The sequence below is a fragment of the Streptococcus orisratti DSM 15617 genome (genome assembly GCF_000380105.1).
GTDB classification, from domain to species: domain Bacteria; phylum Bacillota; class Bacilli; order Lactobacillales; family Streptococcaceae; genus Streptococcus; species Streptococcus orisratti.
Genome location: NZ_KB904448.1, coordinates 114853 through 128889, shown reverse-complemented (window position 1 = coordinate 128889; position 14037 = coordinate 114853). Strand labels below are relative to the sequence as shown.

Here is a 14037-nt window from a genome sequence, read left to right as displayed (position 1 = left end):
GAACTATTTATGCCACCTTTAATCAGTGTTATTATTCCAATTTATAACGTTGAAAAGTATCTTGCGAGATGCTTGGACTCTGTAGTTAACCAGACACATAGTAATCTAGAAATTATTTTGGTTAATGATGGTACACCGGATGGTTCTATTACTATCGCTGAGGCTTATCAAGCCAAGGATAATCGTATTAAGCTGTTACACCAGGAAAATGCAGGTCTTAGTGAGGCTAGAAACACAGGAATCGCCGCCGCTACAGGTGATTACATTACTTTTCTAGATTCTGATGACTGGTTGGAACTGGATGCTTATGAGTACTTATTACATTTATTAGTTGCTAACACTGCAGATATTAGTATTGGAGGTATTAGACGGACGGAAACTGTGGTTTCTGAATTATCAAGTGAAAATCGAGTGGATGTTCTGACTCAAAAAGAATATGCAAAACGCTACTTCAAAATTGGTAGTCAGGAAATTCATTATTACGTCTGGAATAAACTTTACCGTCGAGACGTAGTTATTGGAGTTAAACAACCTAAAGGTTTGTATGCAGAAGATGTACCGTCTACCTTTATGTATATTTTAAACGCGTCAAAAGTTGTGATTTCAGATAAAGTAATCTACAATTATTTTGTCAATTTGGATGGACTTTCAGCAAAATTTAGTAATCGTCATTTCGATGTTTTGAAAGGCTGGGATATGGTTGTAGCCAAAGCGAATCAATCAGGAGATTCGGATTATCAGAATTGGGCTATTTTTAATCGTAAACGAGCCAACTTTGCCCTTTTGACAGAATTGTCATTTTCTGAGAATTATCGTCAGGTTAAGGCAGACAATGCGATTATGGTAGATGATTTGGCCAAAGCCGTCCGAAAAGATTGTTTGACCCTCTTAAAAGGCCCCATGCCTCTCAATCGTAAACCATTAGTCCTTGCTTTTGCTTTAAATTATAGTTTTACAGCTGGGGCTTTGAATAAATTATTGCAGTTAAAAAGAAGAGGATAAGAAATGAGGAAACACGCCTATTTGATAATGGCTCATGGTTCTTATGAACAATTGGGCTTCTTAATCAGTCTTTTAGATCATGAAAAAAATGATATCTTTCTTCATATTGATAAAAAGTCAAGCTTTTCCAAACTTGATCAGCAAATACTACAAGAAAAGGTTAAAAAATCTCAGTTAATATTTGTTCCTAGAGTGGCTGTTTATTGGGGTGGATATTCTCAAATAGAAGCTGAGATGAGCCTTTTTAGAACAGCCTCTCAGCATGGCGATTATTGTTTCTACCATTTATTATCTGGTATAGATTTACCACTTCAATCTCAAGAGACGATACATAGTTTTTTTGAACAACATCTAGATAAGGTCTTCCTGACCATGATGACTCTCGAGGGGGACAAAGAGAATATTGATCGTTTAAAATATTATCACTTATTTGGACGATTAACTCCTAGAACTTTTCCTGGAGTATTTGGAAAAGCATTCTTTAAAATCTATCGCAAAACGGAAGTGGTCATACAGAAGCTATTAAGAATCGATCGCTTGAAACGTGATAATCTGACACCAATAAAAGCAGCCCAATGGGGAAGTTTTCCTCAAGATATTATCAAGCTAGTAGTGGCATCAGAAAAGCAAATTGAGCAAACGTTTCAGCATAGTTTTATTCCAGATGAAGTCTTTATTCCACATTTACTTCATCAAAAAGGCTTGCTTGGACGTCTATATGATGATAGTTTGTCTTATAATCGAAAAGAAGATTTTCAAGGAAACCTTAGATATATCAACTGGTGGGATGGTAATCCTTATACTTGGACGGATAAGGTAGAAGATAGTAATACACTAGATGAAGCAAGAATGTTGGGATATTTATTTTCTAGAAAATTTAATGTTCTCTCTAGTCCAAAACTAAAGGCTAAGATTTTGGAGTGGACAGCGAGTGGAAATACTTAGTATTTTTGAACATAGAATTACTGAAAGAAGTATAAAAAATGAAAATTTATCAAATTGTTGAAGATTATAATAATGAAAAACATGCTGGGAGTAAAGCTACCAATGATGCGGTTGTTATTCTCAAAGAGTTAGGTGCAGAGGGAGTGCCTGTTTTGGTTGCCACGCGAGATCAAGGGATTCTAGGGAAGGTTAAGCGCCAAATTAAGTTTTATAAGGACTGGAAAAAAGTTTACAGCACTGTGGAGAGAGATTCAATTCTTATTTTGCAAAACCCTTTTAAAATCAGAGCTTTGGGACGTTTTCAAGTTTTGACAAAGCTAAAACAGGAGAAAGATATCCGAATTATTTCACTTATTCATGATGTAGAATTATTGCGTTATGATACTCCAAAGGCGCGAGCAGAATTTAAAGAAACTCTTGAAATAGCTGATCAGCTTATCGTTCATAATGATAATATGAGACAGTGGTTTATAAAACAAGGAGTACCTGAAAATAGACTGGTATCATTGGAGATTTTTGATTATCTCAGTGATAAATCATCGGATATTCCTACAGAATTTTCTAAAAAAGTAATTATTGCTGGAAATTTGGCGACAGAGAAGTCACCGTATGTTTATGAGCTCGGTAAGGTAGCGGATGTCGCATTCGATTTGTTAGGTGTATATTACGAACCAACTGAACAACCTAGCAACATCAATTATCGTGGAGCATTTCCACCAGATGATGTTCCAAATGAGCTGTCAAGTGGTTTTGGATTAGTTTGGGATGGACCCTCTGTTGAAAGTTGTGTAGGAGAAACGGGTGATTATCTTCGATATAACAATCCCCATAAACTTTCATTATATATATCTTCTTCTCTACCAGTTATTATTTGGTCAGAAGCAGCTGAAGCTAAGTTTGTTGAAAAGCATCAAGTGGGTATTACTGTGTCTTCCCTTCACGAATTGAAGGAAAAATTGGATGATATCACTGAAGAAGACTATCAGCAAATGGTTGATAATACAAAAAAAATAAAAGAACAATTGCAGGCTGGTCACTATTTGAAAACAGCAATCTCTACTGCGTTGAAACAGCTAGGAAAGTAATATGGAAAGTGCAATAGATGTCGTAGTGACTTGGGTTGATGGAACAGATCCCGTTTGGTTAGCTGAAAAGAAAGCCTACTCATCAGATGGAACTTTTGATGAAGCTGATAATACTCAGCGCTATAGACCGTCTGATTTATTTCGTTATTGGTTTCGTGGGATTGAGAAAAATGCCCCTTGGGTGAATAAAATCTTCTTCATCACCTACGGTCATGTTCCAGAGTGGTTGAATACCGATCATCCTAAGCTTCGAGTGGTCACTCACAAAGAATTTATTCCTGAAAAGTATTTACCAACGTATAACTCAGCAGTGATTGAGTTGAATCTTCATCGTATTGAAGAATTAAGTCAACGATTTGTTCTATTTAGTGATGATGTCTATTTGGTCAATCAGACTAGCCCTGAAGACTTTTTTGTTGGTGATCAAGTTAAAGATTTTGGCATCTACAAGCCGATTATTCCAAAGGAAAGTTTTAGTCATACGGAATTAAATAATACCATTGTGCTCAATAGACATTTCACTAATCATAAAAAGCGTGTCCTGAAGTCAGTTAGAAAATTTTTCCGTCTAGATTATGGTATGTTTAATGTTAATAATCTTTCTGCACTTCTTTATTCAGGAATCATGGGTTATAAAAGTTTTCATATAACAGTTCCTCATCTTAAATCAACTTTTAAAGAGATTTGGGAGTTGGAAGGGGAGTATTTGGATAAAGTTTGTCAACATCGTTTTCGGTCTATCGAGGATATTAACCACTGGGCAATGTCGCATTGGAATATTGAGAGTGGTCGTTTTGTTCCACAAAAGATTAACTTTGGACATTATTTTTCAGCAGAATCTGAAGATGAAATTGTCGAAGCAATGTTGAAGAATAAATATAAAGTGATCTGTATCAATGATGAAAATAACAATTATGATTATGAAGAAAGTTCTGCGAAAGTAAGGCAGGCTTTTGAGGAAAAATTCCCAGAAAAATCAGAGTTTGAAAAATAGAAGGAGTTATACTATTGAGTAGCGCAGAACGTATTGATTGGATTGATTTTGGCAAGGGGTTAACGGTTCTGATGGTCGTATTTGGCCATGTCATTTTAGGGTTGTTTGAATCAAATCGTTTTGAATCAAGCGAAACAGCACTTTTGTTCATTGTACAAGTTTTTTATCTCTTCCACATCCCTGTCTTTTTTGCATTATCAGGATTTTTCTTTAAACCAATCTTGGATTTAAAATGCTATTTTAAGTATATGAAGTATAAAACTATTGCACTTGGAATTCCTTACATTTTTTATTCAATTGTGCAGTTCATATTACAGAGTATTGGAGGAAGTACGGTCAGAAATCCTGCTTCTTTTTCGGAATTGCTAGGTATTTTTCATACACCGCTTGGAGTTTCGTGGTACCTTTATGTCTTATGGTGGATTTATGCTACCTTAGGTGTTCTAACACTATGGATTAAAAATCATAATTATCTGCTAACAGTGACTATCATAGCTTATGGAGTATCAATGATAGTGCCAGTTAAGATATATATTGTTCAGAAACTATTATTGTGGTCGTTTTTCTTTATTTTAGGTTACTGGTTAAGAAAATCCGAATTGACTAAGTTTTTGGAAAAACATTGGAAATTGATTGTGAGTTCAACTGTGCTGGTTATTGCTATTTTTATGCTATTTTGGGAATTGAGTAAACCAGATTTTTATATATCGTATGATACACCAGGTCTCTTAGGGTTGATATTTCCTATTTCCGTCTTTTTAGCTTTTGCGAGCTATCCTATTATGAATCGAACTAACAAATTTGGTTCGTATTTTAGAAGACTTGGGAAAGATAGTATAATAATTTATTTGTTACACGCACCAATAGTGAGTGTAACCAGGATTTTTCTTCTAAAACTGGGAATAGGTAATGTCTTCCTTCATATTTGTATTGGTTTATGTGCGGGTTGGTTTGGAAGTACTTTAGTTATCTATTTGACCTCTAAAATTCCATATAGTGATTTTGTATTTTATCCAGTAAAATATTTGAAAAAATAAGTTTGGTGTTACTTAGTGTTTTTTAGAAGGAGAACTATTTTGAGACTGTTTGGTGGGAGCTTTTATAAATCAAAAGTAGTTTTGGCAATAACCGTAATACTTTTTTTGCTTGGATTTATATTTTCTCATTTTATGATAAGTTCAGAAGTTCTTTACAGTTTTATGCCTGATGGTGATTGGACTCAGAATAATGGATTCATTTTTTATAAGGCAACAGTAGATAAGCCTAATAATCTGGATAAGCTAGTGTCTTATACTTCGAAAGAGATGCCTGGCAGAGATATGTCTCTGTGGCAAGATAAATCCGGTAGAATTTATGGTGCAGTCACAAACTATAACTTATCACAAGGTTTTGAAACGACAATTTATACTGGCTATGATGTCCATCATTTGACACCTCACTATGTTAATCTTGGTATTCGTAAAGTAGCAGAAGCAGAAGGAAGAGAAGTCCATCAAATCTGGGCACCAGAATTTTTTGAAGATAAAAGTAATCAATCCGTTTATTTGTTATCGGTTGCTAATGATAGAGGTCAAACGATTGATAAAAATAATGAAATTATTTTTCAACACAGTCTCTACATATCCCAAATGGACATGGATGATTTTATATCAAAGAAGTCTTGGAAGCTAAATTTGAAGTCTAGTAAAAACTACATTGATCCTAGTATATTTTACAGAAATGGAGTATACCATTTATTAGTCAAGGATGAATATCAAAAGACAATTGATTATTATCAGTCTAATGACCTTAAGAGTTGGAAGTTAATCAAAGAGGATTTTCTAAGCTTTGCATTGGGAAATCCTATTGATTATACGGAAGGCCAATTTATTTTACAATTGAACAAGACTTATTATATCTATTTTGATAAATATGAGGGGACTACAAATTTTCTTAAAAATCAATATGTGATTTCAACTAAAGATTTTAAAAATTTTACGAAACCAGTAGTTGTTACAGATAAAAATGAGACAATATTAAGACATGGATCAGGCATACTTTATGTGAAGAAACCTTATGCCATCATCATGGTTTTAAATTCATGTGGGGTTATTACTTCGCTATTATCAATATTATTTATAATAGATGATATGATAAGGTGGAAAAAAGCACATCAAAAAAGTTAATAAACTTAATTTTGTAAATTGAATATAATTGAATAAAGTTAAAATATTAAGGGATTATTTATGAAAAAAGTTAGAAAAGCTGTTATTCCAGCAGCAGGTTTAGGAACGCGTTTTTTACCAGCGACCAAGGCTTTGGCGAAGGAAATGTTACCGATTGTTGATAAGCCGACAATTCAATTTATTGTTGAAGAGGCTTTGAAGTCTGGTATCGAAGACATTCTTGTTGTGACTGGGAAGTCAAAACGTTCTATCGAAGATCATTTTGATTCAAACTTTGAGTTGGAATATAACTTGAAGGAAAAAGGGAAAACGGATCTCTTGAAACTTGTGGATGAGACAACAGGTATTCGTTTGCACTTTATTCGTCAGTCTCATCCGCGTGGTCTGGGAGATGCTGTCTTACAGGCGAAGGCTTTTGTTGGTAATGAACCTTTTGTGGTTATGCTTGGTGATGATCTTATGGATATCACAGATGAGAAAGCTCTGCCATTGACCAAACAACTAATGAACGATTATGAGCAGACATTTGCTTCTACAATTGCAGTAATGCCAGTGCCTCATGATGAAGTGTCTGCTTATGGTGTCATTGCTCCTCAAGGTGAAGGAGTTGATGGGCTGTATAGCGTTGAGACTTTTGTGGAAAAGCCAGCACCAGAAGACGCTCCAAGTGATCTTGCTATTATCGGTCGTTATCTGTTGACTCCAGAAATTTTCGATATTTTGGAAAATCAAGAGCCAGGGGCAGGTAATGAGATTCAACTAACAGATGCTATTGATACACTTAACAAAACACAACGTGTTTTTGCAAGGGAGTTCAAAGGAAACCGATATGATGTTGGGGATAAATTTGGATTTATGAAGACTTCCATTGATTATGCCCTTCAACATCCTCAGGTAAAAGATGATTTAAAACAATATATCATTGAACTTGGTAAAAAACTAGATAAGTAAAAATAAATTGGTCTGATTGAGAGTCAGCCAGTAATCTCAGAGGTTGTAGTTTGGAAAAGGATGATTTCTTTGCTGCTAGCCAGGAATTAACTATTTACTCTCTGGGAGGTTATAAAAATAGAAGAAGCTGGAATTATCCAGCTTTTTTGATGATATGTGAAGCTATGTTATAATGAATGTATGACAAGCTAGTATAAAATTTCCATTGTGGTCAATTAGAAAGAATGATTTATGACGATAGATATTGAAAAGTACCATGATTTGGCACAACAAAAGCAAGGAGAGCACCGTAAATTTTTGGCATCTCTGAAGAAAAAGGCTCCCAAAAATTTAGATCAGATTGTCCAGCAAGTTCATGGAGAAGTTTTTAGGGAGATAGATTGCACCCAATGTGCCAACTGTTGTAAAAGCTTAGGTCCTCTGTTTACCGAGGCAGATATTACCCGCATTGCCAAGCATTTCCGCATGAAATTACCTGTGTTTGAAGAACTTTACTTATGTGTTGATGAAGATGGTGATAAGGTTTTTCAATCCATGCCTTGTCCTTTTTTAGGGGATGATAACCTTTGTTCAATCTATGACGTACGACCAAAGGCGTGTCGAGAATTTCCTCACACAGATCGCAAGAAAATCTATCAAATCAATCACTTGACTATCAAGAATACTTTGACCTGTCCAGCAGCTTATCTTTTTGTGGAAAAGCTTAAAGAGAGAATTTGAGGCAAATAGTAAGGAGAAGTGGGAATCAAATAGAGGAAACATTTTTAAAATAGCCTCTGCTTGGTTAGTTATCTGAATTTTTCATTGGTAAATCTTACTCATCAAGGAGAACTGACAAAAACAGAGTGATTTTTGGCGAGTATGATATAGTCTTTTAGTTTGCTTTTAGTACAAGGTAACGGGCTGTAGGCAGTACTGGAGTACGGCAAGGCGAGTTCAAACAATCCAGTGGAGTGTTTGAACTCGGAAATAAGGAGACGGAGTTTCCTCTTACGTTGAAGAAATCAAAGATAAACTAATTGACTATACTAGTACAGCTAGGCATTAGGATACAGTGTCATGTGAGTAGGTAATATAAAAAGGAGCCATCAGCGATGTGCTCCTTTTCGCTTGGTCTATTTAACCAAGTTTTGTAATGTTTGTTGCTTGAAGGCCACGTTGACCTTGTTCAACATCAAATGCTACTTTTTCACCCTCGTTTAAGGATTTAAAACCATCGCTTTGGATAGCTGAAAAGTGTGCAAAGACATCAGGACCATTTTCCTGAGAAATAAAGCCAAAACCTTTTTCTGCGTTAAACCATTTTACTGTACCTTGTGACATCTGTATATTCCTCTAAATATTTATTTGTAAAAATTATTAAGAGGAAAACAAAAGATGAAACTGATACTTTAACTCTAAATCATTATTACTTAAGCCATCATAACAGTTTTTACATCATAAGTCAACTAAAAAGGCGATTGTAAAATAAGTCATTCTAATCTGGAAATATGGTATAATGTGGCTAGAGTGTTGTATTATCAATACATTTTTTAGAAAAGGAAAATTATTTTGTCTTACAAATTTCTACTATTCGATCTTGATCACACCTTGCTTGATTTTGATGCAGCAGAGGATGTGGCTTTGACAGAACTTTTGCAAGAAGCGCGAGTCGCTGATGTGCAGGCTTACAAGGACTATTATGTTCCCATGAATAAAGCCTTATGGGATGCCTTATCTTTGAAGCAAATTAGTAAAAAGGAAGTGGTTGAGACACGGTTTTCTAGGCTCTTTGCTCATTTTGGTCAAGAGGTTGATGGTAAGGCCTTTGCGCAACGTTATCAGACCTTTTTAAGTCAGCAAGGACAAACTTTTGATGGTGCCAAGGAACTTTTGGAGAATTTGGATGAACATGGTTATAGAGTTTTAGGTGCGACTAATGGTATCCAGTCTATACAAGAAGGGCGCTTAGCGGTTTCGGAAATTGGTGGATTCTTTGAACGTGTCTTTATTTCCGGAGCAACTGGATTGCAAAAGCCGGATAAAGCTTTCTTTGATTGGATTGCTTCGGATACTCTTGGATTTGACAATAGCAGAGCTTTGATGGTGGGTGACAGCCTTTTAGCAGATATTCAAGGTGGGAATAACGCTGGAATTGACACTGCTTGGTACAATCCAAAGGAAATTAGCAATGATAGCTCTGCCATTCCCACTTATACCATCAAAAATTATCAAGAATTGAAAAATTTGTTAGCACACAATGGAAATCCAAATTAAACTAACCTCAATGGGGGTGGGAAATAGAGCGAACTCGTTCGCAACAGCCGTATAGATCAGATTTGGAGTGTAAAACACAAACAAATATAACAATCAACCACTGCACTGAGTTGTTGACACTAACTCTATGAAGAGGTGTTGGACTTTTGCCTAGTCTCGTTGAAAGTTGAAAATGAAGTGACCCTAGTTCGTATCAATAGAACTTTGCTACTTTCAATTTTCGGTGAGCAAGCATTTAGCGTAACATTCATTCTAAGTCAACGATGTCTGTAGTTGATTTTTAAAGAGTTTCAAGTGGGAAGGATAGATTTTCTTGACCATGTTCCAACTCACAGTATTTTGGAAGTAACACTATAAAAGTACAAGAAGCTAGGGCCTGTGCCCTAGCTTTTACGGTCTAAAAAGGTTGAAAATGTCCTGATACTGTGTTTTAAACTGGCTATTTTTCCGCCAAATAAAAGTGAAATCATGGCTTATCGTCAGGTCTTTGATGGGAACAAGTACTAATTCGCCACGGTCCAGTTCTTGTTGAACAACACTCTGATAAACAAAGGTGAGACCTAACTGGTGCTTGACCAGACTTTTAATAGTATTGAGGTTACCAATTTCGATGATTTTGGCAAAATCGTGGACAGTTAAGTTTGCCTCTTTTAATGTTAACTCGAGTAATTCCCGAGTACCTGACCCCTCTTCGCGAATGATTAGTGGAAAGGTAAGTAAGTTTTCTAAGGTGACAGCTTTGCCATTGAAATCAAAAGTAGGTGAGGCAACAGCAACGAAAGGTTCTTTACGGTAAGGCAGAAAGTCATATTTATCTTTAGAAAAGAAGCCTTCAATTAAGGCAAAATCAATTTGTCCCTGATCAATGGATTTTAAAAGAGATTCGGTGTTATCAACTAGCATTTTAACTTGAAGGTTTTCATTTTCAGATAATATTTTTAGCAAAAGATCTGTCATGACAAATTCTCCAATGGTTAAGGTGGCTCCAAAATTAAGTGGAATATTTTCTTGTTTTTGCTTCGTTTTGAAATGTTGGAGGTCGTTGTTCATGGTAACAAGCAGATCTAGCAATTCTTTTCCTTGTTTGGTTAGTCGGCATTGTTTTCCCTTAAAGGTAAATAGTTTAAACTGGTAGTCATTTTCAAGGGCTTGGATATGTTTGGTTACTGCTGGTTGAGTGATATGCAAGTCTTTAGCCGCCTGGGTAAAATTCAGAGTTTCACAGACTTTGAGAAAGGTAAAAACACGAAAATCAAGCATAAAATCTCCTAACTATTCTTTTTTGTTATTGTATCATAAAAAATCATAATTTTATATTATGATAAGAAATGGTTATAATAGTTAAGAGAGGAGTTATCATGTTATCTATTCAGAAAAAAATTCTTGGAGTTTCCTTGTGCGTTCTTATTGCTGTACCAGCTTGGTTTCTTGGTCAATGGCTTCCATTGATTGGAGCGCCTGTTTTCGCTATTTTTATTGGTATGCTTGTTGGATTAGTTCATACCAAACGTGAACAGACCGCAGCGGGAATCGGCTTCACATCAAAATACATTCTACAAGCAGCAGTTGTACTGTTGGGGTTTGGACTTAATTTAGCTCAGGTTATGAAGGTGGGGCTATCTTCCTTGCCTATTATTCTTAGTACCATTACCATCTCGCTTCTGGTTGCCTATGGTTTACAAAAAGTCTTCAAGATTGATGTTAATACAGCAACACTTGTTGGTGTAGGCTCTTCAATCTGTGGAGGATCTGCTATTGCGGCGACAGCTCCAGTCATTAAAGCCAAGGATGATGAGGTAGCTAAGGCGATTTCGGTCATCTTCCTCTTTAATATCTTAGCAGCGCTGATTTTCCCAACTTTGGGAGATATGATTGGGCTATCTAATCACGGTTTTGCTATCTTTGCTGGAACAGCGGTCAATGATACCTCATCAGTAACAGCGACAGCGACAGCTTGGGATGCAATTCACCACAGTAACACCCTTGATGGGGCTACCATTGTCAAGTTGACCAGAACTTTGGCTATCATCCCTATTACATTAGGTTTGTCTTTCTATCAGGCCTATAAAGTTTCGGGCAATGGCAGAGCTTCTGAGAAAACTTTTAGTTTTAAGAGAGCTTTTCCGATGTTTGTTCTCTATTTCTTGCTAGCCTCAGTGATAACAACATTTGCCAGTTCGGTCGGCTTAAATACTGCCGTTTTTGAGCAGCTCAAGATCCTGTCAAAATTTTTTATCGTCATGGCAATGGCAGCTATTGGATTGAATACTAATCTGATTAGATTGGTAAAAACAGGGGGCCAAGCAATCGGTGTTGGTGCGGCTTGTTGGTTGGCAATTACAGCAGTCAGCTTGCTCATGCAAGCACTTCTTGGAACCTGGTAGGGTATCTTTTATAATGACATTAGGCTGATTAAAAATTGATTTTTCTATTACTAGCGCGGTCGATCGAGGAGGTTATCTCTATTTTGTCATTTTCACCAAGAGTGCATGATAGTGACTTTTCGTTTTATGAGGCCATAGAGCCTCTTTTTTCTTACAAAACTGTAAGGTCGCAAAGCCTTTATTTTCAGTATAATGAAACTGTCATCGGAGTAGTTGTCAGAATGATTAAATTCTTGACAAACTTCTAAAAAGATTTTATACTTGTTCTATAAAATTAATACAAAGTTTTTGGAGGAGATTATGTCCAGAAGAGAAAAGAAAAAAATGTCTAAAAAGACAAAGGGAATTATTGGTGGTGTTGGTGCTGTCTGTATCTTGGCAGTTGCAGGTTTGCTGTGGATTCAGCAACAACAGTCTAAAGCGTCAGCAACTAAAGTACCATACCAGTCAGAAAATGTTACAGAAGGTACAATAGCCTCATCAACTCTCCTATCTGGGAGTGTAAAAGCCTTGAATGAACAATATGTTTATTTTGATGCAACCAAGGGAGTAAATGCGACAGTAACCGTTGCAGTGGGTGATCAGGTAACAGCTGGTCAACAACTTGTTCAGTACGACAAAACTACTGTTCAGGCTGCTTATGATACGGCTGTTCGTAATTTAAACAAAGTTGGTCGTCAGTTGAATTATTTGAAAACCTATGGAAATCTTCCGCAGACAACAACCTCTACTGACGAAGAGACTGGAGAGACACAGACCGTTACTACCCAACCAACTGCCCAGCAGAATGCGGAATATAATCAGCAAGTTCAGGATTTGAACGATGCTTATGCAGATGCACAGGCAGAAGTTGATAAAGCTCAAGATGCAATCAATCAGACAATTATCACTAGCGATGTTTCAGGGACTGTTGTTGAGGTTAATAATGATATTGATCCCTCATCTAAAAATAGCCAAACTCTTGTTCATGTAGCAACAGAAGGACAGTTGCAAATTCAAGGAACTTTGACAGAGTATGATTTGGCAAATATCCATACAGGTCAAGCAGTTAAGATTAAGTCAAAAGTTTACCCTGATCAAGAATGGACTGGAACAATTTCATACATTTCAAATTATCCAAATCAAAATTCGGATTCTCTGAGTTCAGCGACTGGTGCTACTACAAGCACGTCCTCATCTTATGACTACAAGGTAGATATCACTAGCGAACTTGGCAATCTCAAGCAAGGATTTACTGTTTCTGTTGAAGTTGTTAATGAAAATAAATTTAAACTCGTTCCTCTATCAGCAGTCGTTTCGAAGAAAGATAAGCATTATGTCTGGGTTTATGATGACAGTACTGGTAAGGTTAAAAAGACTGAGGTGACTTTAGGAAATGCTGATGCAGAAAAACAAGAAGTTTTAACAGGACTTGAAGTTGGTCAAATAGTTATTTCAAATCCTGATAACGATTTGAAAGATGGTACTAAAATTGAAGATGTCCAGACAGCAGATTCAAGTAAAAAGACTAGCACCAAAGAATCTGAGGTGAGTAAGTAGTGACAGATGATCAAAAAGTTTTAATTCAATTAAACGATATTGTCAAGAGCTACCGCAATGGTGATCAAGAACTTCAGGTTTTAAAAGGAATTGATCTAACAGTCTATGAAGGTGAATTTTTAGCAATTATGGGGCCGTCTGGTTCTGGTAAATCAACGCTGATGAATATTATCGGCTTGCTTGACCGACCAACTTCAGGTGATTACGCCCTCAACGGTACTCAGGTTGAGGAACTAAGTGATAAAAAACTTGCTAAAGTGAGAAATGAGGAAATTGGTTTCGTTTTTCAACAATTCTTTCTTCTTGCAAAATTATCAGCTTGGCAAAATGTGGAAATTCCCCTAATCTATGCTGGAGTGAGTGTTCTCAAGCGTCGTCAGCTAGCTGAGCAATTTCTCAAAAAAGTTGAGCTCGGTGAGCGTATGAACCATCTTCCTTCAGAATTATCTGGTGGTCAAAAACAGCGTGTGGCAATTGCGCGTGCTTTGGTTAATAATCCGTCCATTATATTGGCGGACGAGCCAACGGGCGCTCTTGATACTAAGACCGGTGAACAGATAATGGACTTGTTGACTGCGCTAAATAGGGAGGGGAAAACCATTATTATGGTTACTCATGAGCCTGAGATTGCAGACTTTGCGACACGGAAAATTGTCATTCGTGATGGAGTGATTACGGCAGATACAACAGAAAGTGTCAGAATTGATTAGGGAGGA

The 14037-nt window shown here is 36.4% G+C and carries 14 protein-coding genes; 12 read left to right on the top strand and 2 right to left on the bottom strand.

Annotation, left to right across the window (positions count from 1 at the left end):
* The first annotated feature begins 9 nt into the window (after positions 1-9).
* From A3I7_RS0100715 to A3I7_RS0100680, 8 genes are all read left to right on the top strand, one after another.
* Entirely contained in the window at positions 10-1002 is a 993-nt protein-coding gene (locus A3I7_RS0100715; protein ID WP_018374868.1) for a glycosyltransferase family 2 protein, read from the top strand.
* 3 nt (positions 1003-1005) lie between these two features.
* On the top strand, positions 1006-1947 hold the full coding sequence (locus A3I7_RS0100710) for a beta-1,6-N-acetylglucosaminyltransferase (protein ID WP_018374867.1): 942 nt from the start codon (positions 1006-1008) through the stop codon (positions 1945-1947).
* A 38-nt stretch (positions 1948-1985) separates the two neighbouring features.
* A complete protein-coding gene (locus A3I7_RS0100705; RefSeq protein WP_018374866.1) occupies positions 1986-3032 on the top strand; it encodes a glycosyltransferase in 1047 nt (348 codons plus the stop codon).
* Position 3033: 1 nt separating this feature from the next.
* A complete protein-coding gene (locus A3I7_RS0100700) occupies positions 3034-4026 on the top strand; it encodes a Stealth CR1 domain-containing protein (RefSeq protein ID WP_018374865.1) in 993 nt (330 codons plus the stop codon).
* A 14-nt stretch (positions 4027-4040) separates the two neighbouring features.
* Entirely contained in the window at positions 4041-5063 is a 1023-nt protein-coding gene (locus tag A3I7_RS0100695) for an acyltransferase family protein (protein ID WP_018374864.1), read from the top strand.
* A 39-nt stretch (positions 5064-5102) separates the two neighbouring features.
* A complete protein-coding gene (locus tag A3I7_RS0100690) occupies positions 5103-6191 on the top strand; it encodes a glycoside hydrolase family protein (RefSeq protein ID WP_018374863.1) in 1089 nt (362 codons plus the stop codon).
* Between the two features lie 60 nt (positions 6192-6251).
* A complete protein-coding gene (gene galU, locus A3I7_RS0100685) occupies positions 6252-7142 on the top strand; it encodes a UTP--glucose-1-phosphate uridylyltransferase GalU (protein WP_018374862.1) in 891 nt (296 codons plus the stop codon).
* Positions 7143-7373: 231 nt separating this feature from the next.
* Positions 7374-7862, top strand: coding sequence for a YkgJ family cysteine cluster protein (locus A3I7_RS0100680; protein ID WP_018374861.1), 489 nt, complete (start codon positions 7374-7376; stop codon positions 7860-7862).
* Between the two features lie 399 nt (positions 7863-8261).
* On the opposite strand, the gene A3I7_RS0100675 is transcribed toward A3I7_RS0100680, so the two are convergent.
* The gene (locus tag A3I7_RS0100675) at positions 8262-8465 is read right to left on the bottom strand and encodes a cold-shock protein (RefSeq protein ID WP_018374860.1); all 204 of its coding nucleotides are present in this window, start codon (positions 8463-8465) and stop codon (positions 8262-8264) included.
* A 228-nt stretch (positions 8466-8693) separates the two neighbouring features.
* On the opposite strand from A3I7_RS0100675, the gene pynA reads away from it, so the two are divergent.
* Complete coding sequence (gene pynA / locus A3I7_RS0100670) at positions 8694-9398, top strand: pyrimidine 5'-nucleotidase PynA (RefSeq protein WP_018374859.1); 705 nt, start codon at positions 8694-8696, stop codon at positions 9396-9398.
* A gap of 390 nt (positions 9399-9788) precedes the next feature.
* Here pynA and A3I7_RS0100665 read toward each other — a convergent pair whose 3' ends face one another.
* A complete protein-coding gene (locus tag A3I7_RS0100665; protein WP_018374858.1) occupies positions 9789-10658 on the bottom strand; it encodes a LysR family transcriptional regulator in 870 nt (289 codons plus the stop codon).
* Positions 10659-10756: 98 nt separating this feature from the next.
* Here A3I7_RS0100665 and A3I7_RS0100660 point away from each other — a divergent pair, with 98 nt between their 5' ends.
* The 3 genes from A3I7_RS0100660 to A3I7_RS0100650 all read left to right on the top strand — a co-directional run bounded on the left by A3I7_RS0100660 (position 10757) and on the right by A3I7_RS0100650 (position 14031).
* A complete protein-coding gene (locus A3I7_RS0100660; protein ID WP_018374857.1) occupies positions 10757-11782 on the top strand; it encodes a YeiH family protein in 1026 nt (341 codons plus the stop codon).
* A gap of 300 nt (positions 11783-12082) precedes the next feature.
* Positions 12083-13321, top strand: a complete 1239-nt coding sequence (locus A3I7_RS0100655; protein WP_018374856.1) for an efflux RND transporter periplasmic adaptor subunit — start codon at positions 12083-12085, stop codon at positions 13319-13321.
* The gene (locus tag A3I7_RS0100650) at positions 13321-14031 is read left to right on the top strand and encodes an ABC transporter ATP-binding protein (protein WP_018374855.1); all 711 of its coding nucleotides are present in this window, start codon (positions 13321-13323) and stop codon (positions 14029-14031) included. Before A3I7_RS0100655 ends, A3I7_RS0100650 begins: the two co-directional genes overlap by 1 nt.
* Positions 14032-14037: the final 6 nt, after the last annotated feature.

Bases quoted from the DNA above. Each gene is read 5' to 3' on its own strand.
- A3I7_RS0100715 (WP_018374868.1), top strand. From the start codon at position 10: ATGCCACCTTTAATCAGTGTTATTATTCCAATTTATAACGTTGAAAAG.
- A3I7_RS0100710 (WP_018374867.1), top strand. From the start codon at position 1,006: ATGAGGAAACACGCCTATTTGATAATGGCTCATGGTTCTTATGAACAA.
- A3I7_RS0100705 (WP_018374866.1), top strand. From the start codon at position 1,986: ATGAAAATTTATCAAATTGTTGAAGATTATAATAATGAAAAACATGCT.
- A3I7_RS0100700 (WP_018374865.1), top strand. From the start codon at position 3,034: ATGGAAAGTGCAATAGATGTCGTAGTGACTTGGGTTGATGGAACAGAT.
- galU (WP_018374862.1), top strand. From the start codon at position 6,252: ATGAAAAAAGTTAGAAAAGCTGTTATTCCAGCAGCAGGTTTAGGAACG.
- A3I7_RS0100680 (WP_018374861.1), top strand. From the start codon at position 7,374: ATGACGATAGATATTGAAAAGTACCATGATTTGGCACAACAAAAGCAA.
- A3I7_RS0100675 (WP_018374860.1), bottom strand. From the start codon at position 8,465: ATGTCACAAGGTACAGTAAAATGGTTTAACGCAGAAAAAGGTTTTGGC.
- A3I7_RS0100665 (WP_018374858.1), bottom strand. From the start codon at position 10,658: ATGCTTGATTTTCGTGTTTTTACCTTTCTCAAAGTCTGTGAAACTCTG.
- A3I7_RS0100660 (WP_018374857.1), top strand. From the start codon at position 10,757: ATGTTATCTATTCAGAAAAAAATTCTTGGAGTTTCCTTGTGCGTTCTT.
- A3I7_RS0100655 (WP_018374856.1), top strand. From the start codon at position 12,083: ATGTCCAGAAGAGAAAAGAAAAAAATGTCTAAAAAGACAAAGGGAATT.